Origin of the sequence: Nostoc sp. ChiQUE02 (assembly GCF_034531305.2) — a bacterium.
Lineage (GTDB): Bacteria > Cyanobacteriota > Cyanobacteriia > Cyanobacteriales > Nostocaceae > Nostoc.
The window spans coordinates 1-20,413 of record NZ_JAVRBN020000072.1 but is presented as its reverse complement, the minus strand read 5'-3'; the positions used below and the strand labels follow the sequence as shown (position 1 = coordinate 20,413).

The 20,413-nt window shown below is 40.4% G+C and carries 20 protein-coding genes, 1 tRNA gene and 2 pseudogenes; 11 read left to right on the top strand and 12 right to left on the bottom strand.

Annotation, left to right across the window (positions count from 1 at the left end):
• The first annotated feature begins 140 nt into the window (after positions 1–140).
• Together RM347_RS33195 and RM347_RS33190 are read left to right on the top strand one after the other, a co-directional pair.
• Positions 141–713 carry a Uma2 family endonuclease gene (locus RM347_RS33195; protein ID WP_322721734.1) on the top strand — a complete coding sequence of 191 codons (573 nt, stop codon included), beginning with the start codon at positions 141–143 and terminating at the stop codon, positions 711–713.
• A gap of 62 nt (positions 714–775) precedes the next feature.
• On the top strand, positions 776–1,915 hold the full coding sequence (locus tag RM347_RS33190) for an MFS transporter (protein WP_322721733.1): 1,140 nt from the start codon (positions 776–778) through the stop codon (positions 1,913–1,915).
• A 328-nt stretch (positions 1,916–2,243) separates the two neighbouring features.
• On the opposite strand, the gene RM347_RS33185 is transcribed toward RM347_RS33190, so the two are convergent.
• Together RM347_RS33185 and RM347_RS33180 are read right to left on the bottom strand one after the other, a co-directional pair.
• Positions 2,244–2,411, bottom strand: coding sequence for a hypothetical protein (locus RM347_RS33185; RefSeq protein WP_322721732.1), 168 nt, complete (start codon positions 2,409–2,411; stop codon positions 2,244–2,246).
• A gap of 514 nt (positions 2,412–2,925) precedes the next feature.
• A complete protein-coding gene (locus RM347_RS33180; protein ID WP_322721731.1) occupies positions 2,926–3,171 on the bottom strand; it encodes a hypothetical protein in 246 nt (81 codons plus the stop codon).
• A 281-nt stretch (positions 3,172–3,452) separates the two neighbouring features.
• On the opposite strand from RM347_RS33180, the gene RM347_RS33175 reads away from it, so the two are divergent.
• Positions 3,453–5,429 (top strand): AMP-dependent synthetase/ligase, encoded by a 1,977-nt coding sequence (locus RM347_RS33175; RefSeq protein ID WP_322721730.1) that lies wholly within the window; start codon positions 3,453–3,455, stop codon positions 5,427–5,429.
• A 42-nt stretch (positions 5,430–5,471) separates the two neighbouring features.
• Positions 5,472–5,921: a YlqD family protein gene (locus RM347_RS33170; RefSeq protein ID WP_322721729.1), complete on the top strand. Its 450-nt coding sequence runs from the start codon at positions 5,472–5,474 to the stop codon at positions 5,919–5,921.
• A 62-nt stretch (positions 5,922–5,983) separates the two neighbouring features.
• On the opposite strand, the gene RM347_RS33165 is transcribed toward RM347_RS33170, so the two are convergent.
• Entirely contained in the window at positions 5,984–6,502 is a 519-nt protein-coding gene (locus tag RM347_RS33165; RefSeq protein WP_322721728.1) for a hypothetical protein, read from the bottom strand.
• A 297-nt stretch (positions 6,503–6,799) separates the two neighbouring features.
• Here RM347_RS33165 and RM347_RS33160 point away from each other — a divergent pair, with 297 nt between their 5' ends.
• From RM347_RS33160 to RM347_RS33150, 3 genes are all read left to right on the top strand, one after another.
• Positions 6,800–6,958: a hypothetical protein gene (locus RM347_RS33160; protein ID WP_322721727.1), complete on the top strand. Its 159-nt coding sequence runs from the start codon at positions 6,800–6,802 to the stop codon at positions 6,956–6,958.
• A 97-nt stretch (positions 6,959–7,055) separates the two neighbouring features.
• Positions 7,056–8,357, top strand: coding sequence for a dihydrolipoamide acetyltransferase family protein (locus RM347_RS33155; protein WP_322721726.1), 1,302 nt, complete (start codon positions 7,056–7,058; stop codon positions 8,355–8,357).
• A gap of 162 nt (positions 8,358–8,519) precedes the next feature.
• Positions 8,520–9,362, top strand: coding sequence for a DUF4351 domain-containing protein (locus RM347_RS33150; protein ID WP_322721725.1), 843 nt, complete (start codon positions 8,520–8,522; stop codon positions 9,360–9,362).
• Positions 9,363–9,435: 73 nt separating this feature from the next.
• Here the strand turns inward: RM347_RS33150 and RM347_RS33145 are convergent, their stop codons facing one another.
• The 4 genes from RM347_RS33145 to RM347_RS33130 all read right to left on the bottom strand — a co-directional run bounded on the left by RM347_RS33145 (position 9,436) and on the right by RM347_RS33130 (position 13,291).
• Positions 9,436–10,653, bottom strand: coding sequence for a CHAT domain-containing protein (locus RM347_RS33145; RefSeq protein WP_322721724.1), 1,218 nt, complete (start codon positions 10,651–10,653; stop codon positions 9,436–9,438).
• 93 nt (positions 10,654–10,746) lie between these two features.
• Complete coding sequence (locus RM347_RS33140; protein WP_322721723.1) at positions 10,747–11,877, bottom strand: tetratricopeptide repeat protein; 1,131 nt, start codon at positions 11,875–11,877, stop codon at positions 10,747–10,749.
• A gap of 21 nt (positions 11,878–11,898) precedes the next feature.
• On the bottom strand, positions 11,899–12,021 hold the full coding sequence (locus tag RM347_RS33135) for a hypothetical protein (RefSeq protein WP_322721722.1): 123 nt from the start codon (positions 12,019–12,021) through the stop codon (positions 11,899–11,901).
• A gap of 88 nt (positions 12,022–12,109) precedes the next feature.
• Positions 12,110–13,291: an RtcB family protein gene (locus RM347_RS33130; RefSeq protein ID WP_322721721.1), complete on the bottom strand. Its 1,182-nt coding sequence runs from the start codon at positions 13,289–13,291 to the stop codon at positions 12,110–12,112.
• Positions 13,292–13,741: 450 nt separating this feature from the next.
• Between RM347_RS33130 and RM347_RS33125 the strand changes: the two genes are divergently transcribed.
• From RM347_RS33125 to RM347_RS33110, 4 genes and pseudogenes are all read left to right on the top strand, one after another.
• On the top strand, positions 13,742–14,629 hold the full coding sequence (locus RM347_RS33125) for a class I SAM-dependent methyltransferase (RefSeq protein ID WP_322721720.1): 888 nt from the start codon (positions 13,742–13,744) through the stop codon (positions 14,627–14,629).
• The gene (locus tag RM347_RS33120) at positions 14,626–15,354 is read left to right on the top strand and encodes an HAD family hydrolase (RefSeq protein WP_322721719.1); all 729 of its coding nucleotides are present in this window, start codon (positions 14,626–14,628) and stop codon (positions 15,352–15,354) included. Before RM347_RS33125 ends, RM347_RS33120 begins: the two co-directional genes overlap by 4 nt.
• Positions 15,355–15,419: 65 nt before the next feature.
• Positions 15,420–15,492 (top strand) — tRNA-Ala (locus RM347_RS33115).
• Between the two features lie 542 nt (positions 15,493–16,034).
• Positions 16,035–17,186, top strand: a pseudogene (locus RM347_RS33110) (ISL3 family transposase).
• 152 nt (positions 17,187–17,338) lie between these two features.
• On the opposite strand, the gene RM347_RS33105 reads toward RM347_RS33110, so the two are convergent.
• The 5 genes and pseudogenes from RM347_RS33105 to RM347_RS33085 all read right to left on the bottom strand — a co-directional run.
• Complete coding sequence (locus RM347_RS33105; RefSeq protein WP_163929737.1) at positions 17,339–17,653, bottom strand: hypothetical protein; 315 nt, start codon at positions 17,651–17,653, stop codon at positions 17,339–17,341.
• 197 nt (positions 17,654–17,850) lie between these two features.
• On the bottom strand, positions 17,851–18,147 hold the full coding sequence (locus tag RM347_RS33100; protein WP_322721718.1) for a hypothetical protein: 297 nt from the start codon (positions 18,145–18,147) through the stop codon (positions 17,851–17,853).
• Between the two features lie 139 nt (positions 18,148–18,286).
• A complete protein-coding gene (locus RM347_RS33095; RefSeq protein WP_322721717.1) occupies positions 18,287–18,595 on the bottom strand; it encodes a hypothetical protein in 309 nt (102 codons plus the stop codon).
• 267 nt (positions 18,596–18,862) lie between these two features.
• Positions 18,863–20,041 (bottom strand): helix-turn-helix domain-containing protein, encoded by a 1,179-nt coding sequence (locus RM347_RS33090; RefSeq protein WP_322721716.1) that lies wholly within the window; start codon positions 20,039–20,041, stop codon positions 18,863–18,865.
• A gap of 132 nt (positions 20,042–20,173) precedes the next feature.
• Positions 20,174–20,413 (bottom strand): annotated as a pseudogene (locus RM347_RS33085) (ISKra4 family transposase); the annotation flags it as partial.

The following is a 20,413-nucleotide window of genomic DNA, read 5'->3' as shown; positions in this document are numbered from 1 at the left end:
AAACGGGCAACCAACTTTCTAGGTGCAATTTATCTGGCTGCTTCTGTCATCTGGCTCAATTGATGACACGCCCTAAGATAAAGTCAAGCTTTTAAACCTCTTATGATTAAATACAAGAGCAAGATTAAAGGAGTTAGGCGATGAGTCAGATGCTAACAGCAGGAGTACACTGGACAATTCACGACGTGGAACTATTACCAGAAAATGAAGGTACGCGCTACGAGATAGTTGATGGAGAATTATTTGTGACTAGAGCACCTCACTTCAAGCATCAGCAAACTTGTGGCAGAATTTTCCAACAGCTTAACATTTGGTCGGATTTTAGTGGTTTAGGAGAAGCTGTAATCAATCCCGGTGTTTTGTTTTCAGAATCAGATAATGTGATTCCTGATGTAGTTTGGGCTACAAAGGAAACCTTGGCGGTAATGTTGGATGAAGGGGGACATTTAACTGGCGCACCAGATTTAGTAGTCGAAGTTTTGTCTGCTAGCAACTCAGACCAAAGACGAGATAAGGAAGCTAAACTTAAACTTTATTCTTCTAGAGGAGTAAAAGAATATTGGATTGCTGATTGGCGATCGCGTAAACTAGAGGTCTATCGACGCGAACAAAATCAACTTAAATTGGTAGAAACCTTATTTAGTAGCGATATTATAATTTCTCCTTTATTGCCTGGTTTTAGCTGTACTGTAAACCAGTTTTTTCCTGTATAAATTTAGGTTGAATGGAAAAACAAATCTCAAGTAACGGATTAACTAAAATCCAGGTACTGATTATGGCGATCGCAGCTGGTGTCTGTGTTGCTAACGTTTATTATAATCAGCCAATCCTTAAAGATATTGCATCATCTTTTGGAGTCAGTGAAAGCGAAGCGGGTAGCATCTCTGTGCTTACGCAAGTTGGTTACGGTTTTGGGCTTTTCTTTTTAATTCCCTTGGGCGATAAAATCAACAAGAAAAAATTAATTCTTTGCTTACTGATATGTTTGTTCTGTTTGTTGATAGCCATGACGTTTTCACAAAACATCGTCCAAGCTTGGATATTGAGCGTAGCAATTGGGATTGCGACAGTCTCCGCTCAGATTATTCTTCCTTTAGCAGCAAGTATAGATAGAGTAACTACAGGCCAAACCGTAGGCAATATTTTTACTGGTATATTGATTGGAGTTTTAGGAGCAAGGGTTTTTAGTGGATATATTGCTGAATGGTTGAGTTGGCGTTATGTATATGGATTTTCAGCAGTAATGATTTTAATTGTTATTGCCTTACTAAATATATATTTGCCTAATATCGAAAATCAATTTAATGGTTATTATTTGGAATTATTAAGTTCAACACTTAAACAAATAAAACGTTTTTCATTATTAAGAGAAACGTCTTTAATCGGCGGATTATTGTTTGGTGTCTTTTGCTCCTTTTGGACAACGCTGACTTTCCATTTAAGCGGAGCACCTTTTAATTTTCAATCTGACACAATTGGGATGTATGGCTTTGTGGCGATCACAGGTGCATTGATGGCACCAGTTTTTGGTAAACTAGCCGATCGAGGTAACTCCCAACGTTCCTTGACTATTGCTGTATCGATGGTGATTGCAAGCTTAGTAATTGTTAAAATTGCTTCTAGTTCTGCACTAGCGATCGCTGTTGCTGTATTGTTACTAGATATAGGTGTACAGGCAACCCAAGTCACCAATGTCGCAAGGATATACACTCTTGATGCTCAATCGAATAGTCGCATCAACACAGTTTATATGACTACCTATTTTATCGGCGGTTCTGTAGGTACTAGCATTGGTCTATTATGCTGGGATATTGGTGGCTGGAATTTGGTAACTTGGCAAATGTTACTTTTTACTTTGATCGCATTTTTTATTATCGTCAGACCTAAAATAACTATAGCAAGAACAAATAAATAATATATGTCAATACCTTCGCCAATTTACGAGGGTGAGTTGGTATATTAGCTCCCTTGTCTCTTGAGTTTGGCAAAAACAATAAGTCCTAAAAATTCCTTCAAGGTTTCCCGCAAGCTTTTTTTACGTATTACCTTCATGTTAAAGGGTTTGAGCCTCCAAGCTACGATGTCGAGCTAAACGCCCATGTATCAGTATTTTTGCCAAAATTTTTGTAGGCTCTTATTTTGGCAAAGGTATTGATATGTATAACTTATTGTCAGATATCGCCTTGCACCAATAACTAAATTTACTCCTCATCAAGGCGATATCTATAGATAATCAGCTTACATTAAGAAAAACTGGGGATTTCAGAGTTGGAATCTTGTGATGTAAGGGCAGATGCTGAAGGTGCAGTGTTTTGGCTTTTGGCAGCCAAAATTACAGCTAGCAGCTTAGGCAGTGCTAGGCAGGCAACAGTATTTAACAGCGTCAGGAATATACCATCAATCAAACTCATATACTAATCTTCTCCGTTTGAAAATTGGTGCTTACTATATTTTTTAGTTTGAAGCAAAATCAGTACAATTGCTTAAAAATATGATTTTAGATTTCTTTTAGAGAACATAAGCTAAATAAATGAATTTTTTATCCTATGGTAACTATCAATTTTAAACATTCTTTTCAAGAGAAGACTTTTTCCAATTCAGTGGCAGATGTAGACTAATCCAATTTAGATAACTTAATGCCAAACTTAATGCCAAACTTAACTTCTATCTCATCCGCAGGTGTATTAAGCGTTCTAAGTAAGTAGGCAAGAAGAAATTAAACTATGTTACGTAATGTAAATTTAATTAAATTTTCTCGTAGTGGTCTGTCAAGTTTAATTTGCTAAGTTCGTAGTTTGCGCTGTCTTTGCTAAAGCACAAACTACGAACAATAGAACAACATAAGAGATTTGACGAAATTAGAAAGAATTAATTTAATAACTAGTCGTCGTAAGTAACGAATAATTTTTACTTGCAAACAGTCCATCAATTCGGAGAACACTTGGCACAGAAATGAGGTCTGAATTTACAAAATTGACTGCCTGTCACTGGGTAAGCTGTACAATAAGGAAAACTGGTAATTGCGACTCTGGCTGTTTGTGATTTGGAACCATTCCTCAACGCTTCAGTAAGTTTGGTTTTATCAGCCAGAAGGATAGCTAAAAGCTTAGGCAATGCCATGCAAGCAGCAATATTGAGCAGCGTTAGCAGTATAGTGTCTATTAAATTCATAGGTAATCATCTCCTGTGAAACGTAGGCGTAGGCGTAGCCCGTCGTAGGCGATCGCTGTTCTTAGACGCAAGCATAATGATATGTATAGAATTGATTTTTAGTCAATCCATTGCTTGCAGTCTATGTAAATTAACTTTAACATAAATATTTGTAAATATAAACGTGGAATTCCTGGAATAATCATACACAGAAGGGAATGTGGATAATAAGGACGTTTATTGTAGCCGAATAACAAAATAAGCTGGAAAATAATCAGTTTACGATACTTAGGTAAGGTGTTATGTCAAAAACCCAAACCGCGTCTTCTTTTTTATCTAACATCAGTGAGCGAGAACAGCAGGCATTAAAGCGGTTGGTAGATTACACAAATGTGGAATCGCTGCCAGAAATTTGGCCTTTGGCAGCTCAACGATTTGGTGATGTTGTCGCCCTCCGCAACCCTCACGCTAAACCAGAAGTAGTGATTACTTATACCCAGCTAGCAGAGCAAATGCGACTATTTGCTGCTGGATTGCAGGCGTTGGGAGTAAAGGTAGGTGATCGCATTTCCTTAATTGCTGACAACAGTCCTCGCTGGTTTATTGCCGATCAAGGCATCATGACCGCTGGAGCAGTTGATGCGGTGCGTAGCGCCCAAGCGGAAAAAGAAGAATTGCTGTTTATCATCGCTAATAGCGGCAGCACGGCAATAGTAGTTGAGGATTTAAAAACACTTAAAAAACTACAAGACCGCCTCAAAGATTTACCAATTCAAGTAGTCATCTTACTTTCCGATGAAGCACCACCAACAGATGAAACCCTAAAGGTGCTGAATTTTACCCAGTTGATCGAAATTGGGGTAAATCATAATTTTGTGCCAGTCAAGCAAAATCGTGACGCTCTGGCAACCCTAATTTACACCTCTGGTACCACGGGCAAACCCAAGGGTGTAATGCTGTCTTATAACAACTTGATGCACCAAGTGCTCACTTTCAGGACAGTAGTGCAACCAAACGTGGGCGATATCGTTCTTAGTATCCTGCCTTCGTGGCACAGCTACGAACGAACTGTTGAATATTACCTACTATCTCAAGGTTGCACGCAATTTTATACCAACTTGCGCTCCGTAAAAGGGGATTTGAGACAATTTAAACCTAACTACATGGTGGGTGTACCCCGCCTGTGGGAATCGATTTATGAAGGAGTGCAAAAGCAGTTCCGCGAACAACCAGCGAATAAGCAACGCCTAATTAACTTTTTAATGGGCATTAGCGAAAAATATATCAAAGCGCGGCGAGTTGCTGAAGGGTTGAGTTTAAATAATCTTCATGCTTCACCCGGCGAACGATTAGCAGCTAGTATACAAGCATCGGCTTTATTACCCCTCCATGCCTTGGGAGAACGACTGGTTTATGCCAAAGTGCGGGAAGCCACAGGAGGACAAGTTAAGCAGATGATTAGCGGCGGCGGTGCGCTTCCCAGACACATAGATAACTTCTTTGAAATTATTGGTGTGCAGATTTTGCAAGGTTATGGCTTGACAGAAACTTCTCCTGTTACCCACGTGCGGCGTCCTTGGCGAAATTTGATTGGTGCATCAGGGCAACCACTTCCAGCTACAGAAGCTAAAATCGTAGATCCTGAGACAAAAGCGCCTTTACCAGTAGAGAAGCGAGGCTTGGTATTGTTGAAGGGGCCGCAGATTATGCAAGGCTATTACCAAAATCCCGAAGCGACAGCGAAAGCAATTGATGCTGAAGGTTGGTTTGATAGCGGCGATTTAGGTTGGCTGACACCAGAAGACGACTTGGTGCTAACTGGCAGAGCAAAGGATACGATTGTATTGACTAACGGGGAAAACATTGAGCCGCAGCCAATCGAAGATGCGTGTTTGCGATCGCCATACATCGATCAAATTATGCTCGTCGGGCAAGATCAGCGCAGTCTGGGAGCCTTAATTGTCCCCAATGTCGAAGCCCTAGAAAAATGGGCAGTAAGTCAGAATCTGATAGTGGATACGCCCAACGATCAAGCGACTTCCTCATTTAGTCAAAAAATTGACTTCGAGAGTAGAATGATCCAGGATTTATTTCGGCAAGAATTAAATCGGGAAGTGCAAAATCGTCCAGGCTTTCGACCAGATGACCGCATCGGAACCTTCAAACTCATCCTGGAACCGTTTTCCATCGAAAATGGCTTGATGACACAAACACTGAAAGTTCGACGACACGTCGTCACGGAACGCTATCGCGATATTATTGACGGCATGTTTGCCTGATGATTCCACCTGCTAACTGTAAAGAGTGAACGTGAAATATTTATGGATGTCTCCAAATCTAATTTGCTCCTGAAACGCGTCGTTAACGTCAAAGTCATTGTGACTCCCCTTTGGAAAGAGGAAGTACAACAGCAGCTGCAAACGCAGATCAATCAACTCGATCAGCAACTGCAACAGCTAGACGTTGAAGGACAAAGAGCGATCGCTGCAATTCAAAAACAGAGTTTGCAACCACCTGGGCCCCAGACTCTCCAACAGATTGACAATATTCAACTCCAAGTCAATCAAAAGAAAAGTGAATTCCTAGAGCAGAAAAATCAGTTGCTGCAAAACCTTCAGCAAGTGCAGTTTCTCCAGCAAGATCAGGAAGTCAACCAATTCCAAATGGAAGGCTTTTTCCGGGTTGAAACCGGCGATAACCTGATTAGCAAAATGCAGGTCGAAATCGTTCTGCGCGATGGCGTTGTAGAAGAAATTCGCGGCGACGTTTAAATTAGTCATTTGTTATTTGTCATTTGTTTTGTGAGCAATGACTAATGACCAATGACCAATGACTAATGACAGATGTGATTTAACTTTGTATGGGAGCGGCTCCCAGCCCAACATTCCACCTGGGAGCCAGCCCAAACAATTTGCCACACTGGAGGTGAGCTAATAAAAAGCGATCGCCCAAAGGTGGTCATCTCAACTCGATATTTAATACCAACTGCATCATTACCCTGCTTGATTTGCGTAATCGTCACAAAGGCCTGATTTCGTTGCGGATAAGCTACCTCTACCTTTCGCCTTCCTCCCACTGCTATGTCGTCAAAAGCATTCAGCGCAAGGGTAGCAGGGTCGCTACCTTGGAGAGATGAGTTGATATTTTCTAGAGGTATAGTTTTATAATCGGAACGTTCTAAGTATGCCACAACTTCTTGAGACTGATGTATTGCTCCCACCTGCTGAGTTTGCCCATCACTAGTCTCAACAATCGGTTCAGATTGCTGGCGCTGGATAATATAAACTCCAGCGCCAGCAGTGGCAAAGATACCTAGTATCACAATCAAAAAGAATTTCAATTTTGCAGACATAAAAGTAAACAGGAATTTCAAATAGGTTTATTACCAATTTTGAATTCTAGATTGAACTGCATCCCATATCCTCTATCTGTGAGAAGCTCCTGTATCTTAAGCAATAGTTATGAGGAATATAAATCGCAATCCGATTTAATCTGTGAGAAACTCGTGGTGTTATTTGTAAGTCAACGACTAAAACGGAGATTTTGGCTAACCATTGAGGATAGCTCTGTATTATAGACCTCTAAGTCATATTTAGGTTCCTAAAGTCAATCGATTAGTCATTAGTCATTGGTCAAAAGCTAATGCCTCATGCCCAATACAACTCTTGGAGAGGCTGCGCCAACGGCTTACCTCGGCTTCGGCTCCATCGAGCTATTTGTACTGAGCGTAGTCGAAGTAAGTCGAGATGCTCGGCACGAGTCGCTTAGTACAAGTGCCCAATCCCCAATGCCCCATGTCCCAACCTAAAATATAAAATCTCCAGTCCAAAATTCTTTTATCAAGATACAATTCGATCTGACAAAAGCTGTTAAAGTCCATAAACCATTGATTCCCAAACCACCCTATGAGCATTCACGAAGTATTTATGCCGGCTTTGAGTTCTACCATGACCGAAGGCAAAATCGTCTCCTGGGTGAAATCGCCAGGTGACAAAGTGGAGAAAGGCGAAACAGTGGTGGTTGTAGAGTCAGATAAGGCAGATATGGATGTAGAAACCTTTTATGAAGGATTTCTTGCCCATATCATAGTTGAAGCTGGTGAAACTGCCCCGGTAGGATCTGCGATCGCCTTCATAGCCGAAACGGAAGCTGAAATTGAAACTGCCAAATCTCTTGCCAATTCCGGCGGCGTGGCTGCTAGTGCTACCTCTTCCCCAGAACCAATCCCCGCCACAGCCTTAGCTGCAACACCTGCCTTAGCGTCTCAAAACGGGTCTAACCACAAAGAAGGAAGGCTTGTAGCTTCACCCCGTGCCCGCAAGTTAGCCAAAGAACTCAAAGTTGATTTAACTACACTCCAAGGTAGTGGCCCCCACGGTCGCATTGTCGCCGAGGATGTGGAAGCATTGTCCAATAAGGGCAAACAACCCGCCACTGCCCCAGTTGCCCCACCAGCACCTGTACCAACCAGCACCCCAGTTGCACCCTCAGCACCTCGGACACCTGCACCTGCACCAGTGGTGGCGGCTGTTCCTGGTCAAACCGTGCCTCTAACTACCTTCCAAAATGCCGTAGTACGGAACATGGTAGCTACCATATCCGTGCCCGTCTTCCGGGTCGGTTATACAATTACCACTGATGGATTAGACAAACTTTATAAACAAATTAAATCCAAAGGCGTGACAATGACAGCGCTACTGGCGAAAGCTGTAGCGGTGACTTTACAAAAACACCCACTGTTGAATGCTAGCTACTCAGACCAGGGAATTGTCTATCATTCTGATATCAACATCTCTGTAGCAGTAGCGATGGATGATGGCGGATTGATTACACCTGTGCTGCAAAATGCAGACGCAGTGGATATTTATTCTCTATCGCGTACTTGGAAATCTTTGGTAGAACGTGCCAGGGCAAAACAACTACAGCCCCAAGAATACAACAGTGGTACTTTTACCCTATCTAATTTGGGGATGTTTGGCGTAGACAAATTTGATGCGATTTTACCGCCTGGACAAGGTTCAATTTTAGCGATCGGGGCATCGCGTCCGCAAGTGGTAGCAACACCCGACGGTTTATTTGGCGTGCGCCAACAAATGCAAGTCAATATTACTTCTGACCACCGGATTATTTACGGTGCCCATGCTGCGGCGTTCTTGCAAGATTTAGCGAAATTGATTGAGACGAACCCTCAATCTTTGACAATGTAATTTTGAAAAGACAGCAAATTTAAATGTTAGCGCTATCAGCGAAAAGCAGTTTTTCGTATAGTAGCGCTAACAACAAACAATACCTACACTTAATTGTTTTATGGACAAACTATGTGGCGATATCACGTCTCTACATAAGTTCATGTCCAAACTGATATCAAAGTGACATACGACAACACCCTGAAATATCTGGTTGAGCAGTATCCAGAAGATTTTGTCCGCTACTTACTCGCATCTGAGGCAACGGATATCCAGATTCTGAAAACAGAATTAAATCAAGAACCAATCCGTGCCGATTCTGTAACCTTTTTGCAAACTGCCAATCAAATACTGCATTTGGAGTTTCAAACCTTACCAGCATCGACTCCACCCTTGCCACTGCGGATGTTGGACTATTGGGTGCGGCTATATCGACAATACAATTGTGATATCGAGCAGATAGTAATTTTTCTTAAACCGACAACTTCAGAAACTGTCTTTGTAGATCAATTTACTGCCCGCAATACTAGCCACCATTACCGCGTTATCCAAGATCCAGAACCCTTACTGTTATCTCCTGGTTTATTACCTCTGGCAACTTTGGCGCGAACAGATTCCCCTCAAAGCTTACTCCAACAGGTGGCAGTTCAAGTGAGTATGATTGAAGAAGCAGCCACCAAGCAGAGTATCTCGGTATGTACCCAACTTCTAGCCGGGTTGGTATTTGAGCCAGAACTCATTCGTCAATTTTTGAGGATAGAAGATATGAGAGAGTCTGCCATTTATCAAGAAATTCTCCAAGAAGGACTTCAAGAAGGGAGAGAACAAGGCATTGAACAAGGAAGGCAATCAGAACTGAGGCTAGTGATGCGTCTATTAAATCGTCGGCTTGGTTCAATTAATTCTCAGTTACAATCTCGGTTGCAAGAGTTGTCCTTGGTTCAGTTAGAAAACTTGGGTGAAGTATTACTAGATTTTGCCAGTGAGGCTGATTTAATGAATTGGCTTAATAGAGTCGAAGCTTAGAGCGATTAATCACTTACAAGCTACAACAAAATTATCCTTTTGCTCAGTTTCATGTCCCTGGTCTAGTATAGTATTACTCAGCTTCACCAATCAGGATAAATGCTGCCCAACTATTCGGACAATTACGATATTCTCGCATGAGCGCTAACATAGCTTGGCGTAAAGCTTGAGCTTTATTCATACCACTGTGAAGATGCTGGTGAAATTCAATCATCAACAACTTGGTTGAACTATCCTGAGCTTCCCAAAGAGATAAGATTATACTGGGAACACCAGCCAGAAATAAACAACGAGACAAGCCAATTACGCCATCACTAGTAATTATACCTCTCCCAGTATCACAGGCACTCAGGACAACTAATTCAGCATTCAAGTCCAAATCCAGAATTTCGCTAGAGGTTAAGAAGCCACTATCATTGTCTGATGGAGCCAAGGCTATAGCTCCTGGTATCGACGATTCAGTAATATCTAATATCCCATGAGTAGCCAGATGAATCAGCCGGGCTTTAGGCATCTGTTGCAGAATATTTAATTTAAGAGCGTTATTGCCAATTAGAGCTTCTGTATTCAATAATGAGGCGATTTCTTTTGCCTCTTCTTCAGCATGAGGCAATGGTTTTAACGGCTTCGGTGGTTGAGAGGGATCTATTGGCATCGTTGGATTCCCCACCACAAGAGCATCAATGAAGTCTTCTATCACCCCCAAATTCAAGTTTTTTACTCTTTCTTTTTGTTGATGAGTTAAGTTCAGCATCATGATAGAAGGAACTGTTACTATACTATGCTGCTCTATTAAAAACTTGCCAGTAGCCTTATTTTGCAGTGCTGAAAAAGGAATTAAAAATAGCCGATGCTGTGGCACGAAAATAACGGATTCATTGGGGTCAGTTGGGAGTAAGTCAGAAATTGGTTGAATCAAGTATTGATATATCTGCTGGGCAAAAGGTTGAGCAACATCCGGACAAGAGGAATTAGCAATCCTTTCATGAGTTTCTAATAGTATTTCTTCTAAAGATGTTTCGTCTTCCAGGTAAACCTGGCGAAAGATAATTTCACCCGTTGGTTTGATAACCCAAATATATAGGTTTTCTGCATCAATAATTGAATATTCAACAATTGTGGATTTCTGTACCTCAGCGATGTGTTTAATTGTGTCAATGTTGGGTGGTTTAATAGCTTCGTCTAAGCGTAATTCCTGAATATAACCTAAAGGTTTGGCGGCTAAACCTTTTGCCAGTAACTCTAGCAATGCCCTAGCACGTCCTCTTTCAGAAATTTCTAGAGCTTCCAATATTTTATTTTGAGAGACTAGGACTTTTTGCAATAGGGTGTAAGTAACTGATTGAGTTTCAAAGATTGATATTTTGTCGGCATCATTAGCTAATTATAAGCGGATATTTTCCCAAATTTGAATTGCCTCACTGAGATTTGCCTCGGCTTCTGTAAGTTGGTTACTACTTAATAAAATCAAGCCTAAATTATGTAGATATTTTCCCTGTTTAATACAATCTCCTATCTCCCGCGCAATGGTTAGAGACTTTTGATAGTAGTTTATCGCTAGTTTAGATTCGCCTAATGAAGAGTAAGCAGATCCTAAATTTCCAATAGCTATACATAGACCTTTACGATCACAAATTTTTTGTAGAATTATTAATGACTGCTTATTATAATATATTGCTTGTTTATATTCCTTACGGGCAAAGTAGACATTAGCAAAACCAATGAGTGAATCAGCTTCTCCTTGGGCATCTTCAACCTTTCTTGCGATTTCCAGACAGTTCTGATAGTAATTAACTGCCTTTTCGTAATCCCTAAGATCAAAGTAAACATTACCAAGACCAAGAAGTGAATTGACTTTTCCTTGTGAATGCTGCATCTTGTTTGCCACATTGAGCAACTTATGGAATTGATCAATAGCCTGATGGTTTTGTCCCAATTCATGGTAAGTATTAGCTAAACCTCCTGAAGAAAGTGCTGCTCCTATATGATTACCAATTTTCTCTTCAATTGCGAGAGACTGCTGGTGATACTCTCTTGATTTTTGCAATTCTCCCAGATGATAGTAAGAATCACCAAGATTGCTAAGTGCAGAAGCTACACATTCTTGATTGCCAATTTTTTGTGCAAGTGATAGAGATTTTGTTAGGTAATTAATTGCAATTCGATAGTATCCTATACAATTATGATATTTCCCTAAATTATTTAATGAAATTGCTTTTAATTCAACTTGGCTGTATTTTTTCGCAATAATGATAAATTTATTTTCACAATCTATTGCTCTATGAAATTCTCCTATATAGCTATAGCACTGACTAAGTATATTAAATACACCAGCCTCCATATCATTATTATTTAATTTATCAGCGATAATTAAAATATGGTTAAGCTGTTCAATTGCTTCTTTATGTTTCCCTAGTAAAGCATAAGCATATCCCATACCAAATAAACAAGAAGTATTTATGTTAGACTTATCGAGTTTCTCACAAAGCTTTATTGCCTCTCGTAAAGCATCCAATGCTGCTTTTGGATTTGAGTTTTACAAAGCAATTCCTTTGTTTAGCTTACTTTTAGCTGTTTCATATTCTAAAAATACCAATTCTTGATGTATATTTTTACTTTTATTACTGGTCTTATTTTTTTTGGTTTTATCTTTGTTCATTTTATAATTATGAAAATTCCAAAATATTGATATAATTACAACTTTGTTAAGTTAGTATAAAAGGTGGGCATTACCCACCCTATATGATTTATCCTTTCACACAAAGAACTTGCTTGAGTGTTGCTACAACCTCAACCAAATCCGCTTGATTTTCCATAACTTGTTCTATCGGCTTATAAGCACCAGGAATTTCATCTAACACACCCTCATCTTTGCGGCATTCTACACCATTTGTTTGCTCAATTAAATCATCAAGTGTGTAGACATTTTTTGCCTTATTTCTTGACATCAAACGCCCTGCACCGTGGGAACAAGAACAGAAGCTGTGAGCATTACCTTTACCCTTAACGATGAAAGACTTTGCCCCCATCGAACCAGGAATAATCCCATAATCTTCAGTCTGGGCGCGGACTGCACCCTTACGAGTAACGTATACATCCTCATCAAAATGCACTTCTTTTTCGGCATAATTGTGATGACAATTAACCTGCAATAAAGGTTTAGTTGCCTTCCCACCTGCTAGATGCTTCTCAACTATGTGCTTAAAACGCGCCATCATCACATCGCGGTTGACATGCGCATAGTTTTGTGACCATTGCAAATCGTGCCAGTATGCTTGGAATTCTGGCGTACCAGCGACAAAGTGAGCCAAATCAGGGTCAGGCAATTTATTACCTGCCATTTTTGCTAATTCTCTGGCTGTGTGAATATGACATTGGGCGAGCTTATTGCCGATGTTACGCGAACCAGAATGCAGCATCAGCCAAACTTGATTCTCTGTATCGAGGCACACTTCAATAAAGTGGTTTCCTCCACCGAGAGAACCCATCTGTTTCATCGCTTTACTTTGTAGGTCTTGTACACCGCGATGCAAGTCTTTAAAATCTTCCCAGTATTGCCAATTGCTAACAGATTTTTCAACCTCTTTATTTTCGTTGAATCCAGTAGGAATTGCGGCTTCAATATCTAGGCGAATTTTCTTCAGTTTACCTTCCAGTTGTTCTGCGGTAAATGCCGTTTTGATAGCGCTCATTCCACAACCAATATCCACACCGACAGCAGCTGGTATAATTGCCTCTTTAGTTGCAATTACAGAACCCACTAAGGCACCTTTTCCTAAATGAACATCTGGCATTAAAGCCACGTGCTTGAACACAAATGGTAACGATGCCACGTTTTTTGCCATCTTTGTTTCTTCTGGGCCCAAAGAGTGATTTGCCCAAGATAAGACGGGTGCTGGTGTAGTAATTTCTAACTTTTCGTAGGGCATAATTGTTTCTATTTTGGATTTTAAATTTTAGATTTTGGTGAGGTAGTGCTGTCTTCACCCTTGGCGCTAGCGAGCCTGCGAGCGTCTGGGGGTTTCCCCCATGAGCAACTACCGTTAGCGATAGCGAAGCGTTAGCGAGGAACGAGCGTCGGTACGAGCGTCACCCGTAAGGATTAGGTATAGGGTAGTGATAATTATCGCTATGGTTTATAACCCATTACCTGGTTAGTTGTAGCAATTTAAATGTTGTATTGTCTTTCATTTGGCTCCCTCAATTTTCGTGAAGCTGAAGAACTACTTTTTGGAGCAGCATTTATACTACAAATGTAACATCTTAAATTACAATCGTCAAACTATCGCCATAGAGAGAAAGCAGATGTTTTCCAGATGTATTAAAATTTGTAAAGAAAATTACTCTGGTTAAATTGCCCCTTAAAGTTCTGACAGAATATGGCAGTGCGTCAAGATACAATCTGGGAAAGGTTTTTATCCCCTGTAGTTCGTCTTTTGATTGATGAAGATGGATTACGGCGTTACGCTGATAGTATTGACTGGGAGAAAGAGTGCGATCGCTATCGACGAGATGATGTCATAATTCCCCCGTACTACAGCAGTCAAAACTTTCACGGTGTTACAGGCGGATATCTCAATTACGGTGCAGCAGTTAGTTACGATCCGATTACCCAATATGTTCTACCACCTAATGAAACTATTGTCCGTCAGGCTTTAGTTGATGCCGTCAAGGTAAAACCACGACGCATACTTGACTTAGGCTGTGGCACAGGTTCCACTACTTTAATGTTAAAGCAGGCTTTCCCCGAAGCGGAAGTTATTGGTTTGGATTTATCACCCTACATGCTGGTAAGGGCAGAAGATAAAGCTAGAAATGCTGGTTTAGACATAGTCTGGCGACACGGGAATGCTGAAAAAACTGGTTTGAGTGACGCAACATTTGACTTGGTGACAGCTTCTTTGCTGTTCCACGAAACACCAGATGCGGTATCCCTAGCAATTCTGCGGGAAAGCTTTCGGTTACTGGTAACTGGAGGACAAGTATTAATTCTAGATGGAAATCAGAAGACTCTGCGTCAGTTAGAATGGCTTAATGATGTTTTTGAGGAGCCATATATTCGTGAGTATGCTGCTGGTAGTGTAGAGGCGAATATGGGTGCAGCCGGATTTGAAGCTGTGCGATCGCACGATGTATGGTGGATAAATCAGGTAACTAGCGGCATTAAACCGATCACAACTGAAAATGTTCGGCAGTATACTGTCACATCAATAGATAATAATGATTTGGAGGGACTTGGATCTCCAGCGTTTGGCATAATGGCATGAGTTTAAAGGCAGTTCTCTTTGATTTTAATGGTGTCATCATTAACGATGAACCAATCCACCTGCAACTGATAGATGAGATTCTCATTGAAGAAAATCTCCAACCCCAACGGGTTAATGAGCGTCAAGCTTCTTTAGGACGCAGCGATCGCGCTTGTTTTCAGCAACTACTCGCTAATCGTGGTAGAGTAGCTAACGAAAACTATTTAACTCAGTTGCTGTACCGCAAGGCCCAGTCCTATGTGGTGGAACTAGAAAAAATAGAGAAACTGCCTTTATATCCAGGCGTAGAAGATTTAATATTTCAGGTGCGATCGCGCCATCTGAAACTAGGTTTAGTCAGTGGTGCTATTCGCCAAGAAATAGAATTGGTACTCAATCGCGCTAAACTGGCTGAACATTTTAAAATTATCGTCGCGGGTGACGACATCACCACCAGTAAACCAGAACCCGATGGTTATCTACTGGCAGTTAAACGCCTGAATAAAGAATATCCTGAATTGAATCTTCAACCACACGAGTGTCTGGCAATTGAAGATACTCCAGCAGGTATTGAAGCGGCGAAGCGATCGCACATGCAAGTAGTTGGTGTAGCGAATACTTACCCATTCCACATGCTCCAGCGCTGCTGTAACTGGACTGTTGATTATCTCAGTGATTTGGAACTCGAACGGGTGCAGAAGGTTTATTCCCAAAAACAGCCTCAGCCATTGGTAACTGAATGTTAGAATACTCTATGGTGATAGGGCGTTGAGTTAAGGAGTAATATTACTTTTGACTTAGCACTGATTAAGGGGAATTAGCTCAGTTGGTAGAGCGCTGCGATCGCACCGCAGAGGTCATCGGTTCAAATCCGTTATTCTCCATTTTTACTGTACATTCGCAGATTAAATGTCGCAATTCGCAAATTAATGTCGCTTTTTGCCAATTAAGGTCGATTTCGTAAGTTTGTGTCACTAATTTTAGTATATTAGGTTTTCGCAAATTAACGTCGTCTTCTTTCGTCATTAACTGTAAAATTTACCACAAGCAAATTATTTTCCTTAACATTTGTTCGATCGCAGCGCTCCTTTCAACCCTCCTAATAACTTAGTTATACTCTTTAACCATTTTAAAATCTGGTTAGTGCGAGTACATAGTTTTTATTGCTTATTTTTTCAACGCACCCCTAGCCGGGATGGTTGTTGAAACTCAGAATCATTCTGCTGGAGCAGATAGGGATAGAAGTAAACTTTCAACCCACCCCTAGCCGGGATGGTTGTTGAAACTGGTTCTCCTTCGGAGAATTACTTAGGTTTAGACATCTTTCAACCCACCCCTAGCCGGGATGGTTGTTGAAACTCCAGGCTGCCACAATGTTGGTTGAGTAATGCCACTTTCAACCCACCCCTAGCCGGTTGAGCGAACTTTGCAGGAAAGTATCTGCCCTGGTTGCGGTACAAAAAGTCATAGATTACACCAAAACCATCGATTTGTAGTCAAAGATTTGTCTTGGGGAGAGCAACTAGTATTTTTAGGAATAAATAGAAGACAATTTAAATGTGAAAGTTGTAAAAAGCCATTTAGTGTTCGCGTAGCGTCTCGTAGAGAGGAATTAGATTTTGTAAATAGAAGAAGAACTTATACCAAAAGACTTGCCAATAAAATCATCAAGGAAGTTTTAGATTCAGATATACATAGTCTAGCTAAAAAAGGAGTTGTGACAACTGAAGAAATAGAAAGAATGTTAAAAGATGCCTCTAAAGAATTGGAGAATTCTAAACCTTCGAGTTTAAAAAGGCTTGGAATTGATGAAATAGCTCTAGTTAAAGGCAAAGGAAACTACTGCGCTGTATTAGTAGATTTAGATACATCTAAACTAATTGCAATTCTGGGCGGACGCACACAAGAAATAATAAAGGAAACCCTTATAGGATGGGGAACTGAGATTTTAGAGCAAATATAAGAAGTAAGTATAGATTTGTGGCAAGGCTATAAAAATTTAGTAATAGAATTAATTCCTAATGCTCAAGTAGTAGCAGATAGATTTCATGTGATGACACAGATAACTCAAGAGTTAGATACTCAACGAAAAAGAGAAAAACGGAATATAGAAGAGTTAATCAAAAAAGCAAAATCGACATTAAAAAAAGTTGAATACGAACAGATATTAGAGGGATTAAATAAGAGTAAATATCCGCTACTTCAGAATGAAGATAGCTGAAATGAAGAGCAAATTAATAAACTTATTCAAGTGAAAAATGTATCACCTCTATTGAAAGAAATGCATGAACTAAAAGAAAAAATTAGAAAACTTTTTAATAAAACTACTAATTGGTATACAGGAGTTTTTAAACTAGGTATGTGGTTATCGAAAGCTAAAAAATATTTTCCCAAAAGTAACAATACTATTATTCGTTGGTTTGATGAAATTATTGCTTACTTCGATAATCGGACAACTAGTGGTACTGTCGAGGGAATTAATAACAAGCTTAAATTGATTAAGCGTTCTGGTTATGGATTTAGAAATTTTGATAATTTCCGAGTTAGATGCCTATTAACTTGGCATTTTGTTTGTTAGTTTAGCATCCTAAGTACTAAAGAACCGCAATTTTAGGATGATAAAATGTCACTTATTTTCACGCGAATGAATACAGATGTAGGACAGAATAAAACGTCCCTAGCTGTATGAGCAAGAGGTTTTATCACGAGTTACTCGTAAATCACGAACAGTTAGTTAGTAAGAAAGTTGGTAGGCAAAATTATTTGTTGGCTGATAACCAGTTGTTTAAATTGATTGAGTAAATCAGCCTGTCGCAGCAGGAAAGGAATGTAATGGGGTCGTCTGTCGAAGTTGGTTCCCCAGTCTTTGATGGTGTGAGGACTTAACCCTGTGGCTTGTGCCAGAGCATTGATACAAGCTTTACGATAACCTCTGGCTGGGTCAATATCTACCCACCTACGACAATATTCCATCGGCTCCAAAGGCAGCTGACGAATAGCATCAATCCTCTGCTCTTCTGGACTAGGGGAAAGTCTCACAAGCAATCTTGGCTGGTAATGGATGGGCAAGTACCAGATGAAGGCTTGAGTGATTTTATATTGGCAATTGCCTACTTTCAATTTGTTGATTCAAAAGTGTAGGCAACTGTTGTTGTACTCAAGCGGCAGTCTAATACAGCAGTCTACAGATTAAGAAATCTCTGCCCACAATACCAGTACTTTAGTCGGAAAATCCGATTAAATTATTTTTGCGGATAATCAGGCGGTAAGACTATTTTCCTGATCTGGTTAAGCATATCCGCCATTCTGAGAACGTGTAAAACATGATCTGGTCGCCTTTCAAAGTTCGGACCCCAGTCATTAACTGTACGTGGACTTAAGCCTGTAGCCTCGGCTAGAGCCGTAACACAAGCTTTGCGATAACCACGTTCATCTGAAGGTATTTCAACCCATCGCTGACAGTATTCTAGAGGCTCCAAAGGTAGTCTACTGAGTACGTCGATTATATATTGGGTTGAAAGCGTATCGCTGTCTATCACCTTTTCTCGCTGTGGTTGTGGGAAGAGTCGGAGTTCACGACTATACTTATATTAGTTATTAGTGTTCCTGGTTGCGATCGCCAAATAAATAGAACTACTTAGAAAAACTGGAAGCTTTAGTATTTTTCCTGCTGTATATTTATTCCAGCGTCTTTATTTTTATAGATTTATCTTTCAAACCTTCTTCAACCATCTTTTTGGTGTCTATTGACCAGTTTTTACCAGACTGATCTCCCATGAGAGACCAGCGAATCCAACCTACAGAAGGTTTTTCAGGGTTGTACCACCCTGGATCGTCCATGTCTGGTTTGAATTTCTCAAAAAAATCCACCATTTTATCAATATCTTCAAGGGTCAGAAGTTTTTCTTGTGCGATCGCTTCAGCTAAGGTCAAATTTTTCCCCCCACCGAACTTTTTATGTAATGCAAGTCCGCGTAGTGCTGGCATACTTGCTCCTCTTGGTGGGATGAGTTTAATTTCTTTGACTTCACTTTCTTGGACTTCACTTTCGCTGCATAACAGAGATAAATGGAGCATTTAAAGTTGAAATTGAAAAAGTAATGTATTCATTTTTATTTATCGTAATTTTGGAGGGTTAAAGGAAGTGTTAAATTTCTAATCTCCAAACTACCAAATCTTAGAAAGCATTGTTTTGTACAAACTGTTTGTAGGGGATACCACACTCTACACTGAGTGCGATCGCACTTTCTCCCCTCACGCAGCCCAATCTTTACAGAGTAACTCTGCCTGTTGCAGGACTGTCACCATCGCTTTCTCTTGCTTTTCGGGTGGATAGCCGTTTACTTGTGTGAAGTATTCTTGAAACTTACTGGTAATATCAAGTACACCGTAAGCACTCCACTGACATCTGAGTTCATACTCCGAAGCGTACCGTTTTGGCATAATTGCATTACGCAGCGCCAAAGCTACAACTTGAGAACTAGGTGCAGCCAAGCCTAGACGCAATCCAACAATGCAGCGAGAGTAACAATCTATAACCGTCGTTAATTGAGGACGGCCTATTTCCTCACCATCCTCATCCACTAATAAGATATCAGCTTTAGTATGGTCAATTTGCCAAACCTGATTGCTGTACTTAATAGATATTTCTTGACCATCACGGGTTTTAATTATATGTTCGGAACCGTGCCATCCTGGGCTACGGCTAATGCGAGATTTATGCCTTTTCTCCTCAACTGGTTTGAGCCATCTTTCTACTGTTCTAGTGCTGGGAGGTTTTCCATACTTTGACCAATACTTAAATCCTTCTGCTTTTTCCTTTATTTTTATCAGCTTCTTTAACTGCCGATCTAAGTCTTCTCCCCGAATTCCCTGACTTTCTAACCTTGATATTTCTGCTTCTAATTCTTTTTTGGCGAACTCATAAGCTTTAGTCTCAATCTTCTCGGCGACCTGAGTGCGAGTCATGCGATCGCTTCCTTTATTCCCTTGGTTATAAATCTTGAGACTCAATTTATACCAATATTCACTTTTTCGCACCTGTCCTTTGTCTGCTCTAGGAACTTCCGCTAAAGCAGCCATACCTTTTTCTTCCCAAGACTTAATCAAACGTCTAACGGTTCGTTCAGATTTACCAAGCTTTTTGGCTGCTTCTTCCAACCTTTTGCCGTAAGTTAAGCGATCGCAGGGTTCACGTAGATTGCGAATTATCTCCAGATTGAGTCTTTGTTCACCTGAGAGTCTGAGTTCTGAGTCCTCTAAAAATCTCTGATCTAAAAACTCAACTGATTTGTCTTCTTCTACAGAGTTATCATTCTCACTCAATGGCTCAACTTCCATTGAAAAGTCGAGTGTGTCTGTATACTGGTCATCCGATAGGAAGCTGTCTTCATCTTCTAGTTCAAACTGGTCATCTACATCTAAAGGACTCATAGATGTAATTTAGCCCAGTTTCACAATAAACGATGTCTTACTGCACACTTAATTGAAATTGTGACTCGTGAAGGAGCAAAAACAGTGGAGGGAGCATGTCAACTTTGTTAGAACAAACGAACTAAACAGGTTCTAAAGCTGGTCATTAAGATAAGCGCAGCGATGCTTGAGAACTTGAGGGACATTATATTCATCCCATTGCGCTCCAGAAATTTTTAATCGTCGATCTATCTGTTTGATAGTAGACTCGACAGCACCAGAACCAATCGAACAAATACCTTCGGCTTGATAATACTCATAATTGACAATTCGATGCCGATGAGTTTCCAAATACTGGCAGAAATTTTGAGCTTTTTTAGCTTGAAGTGGAGA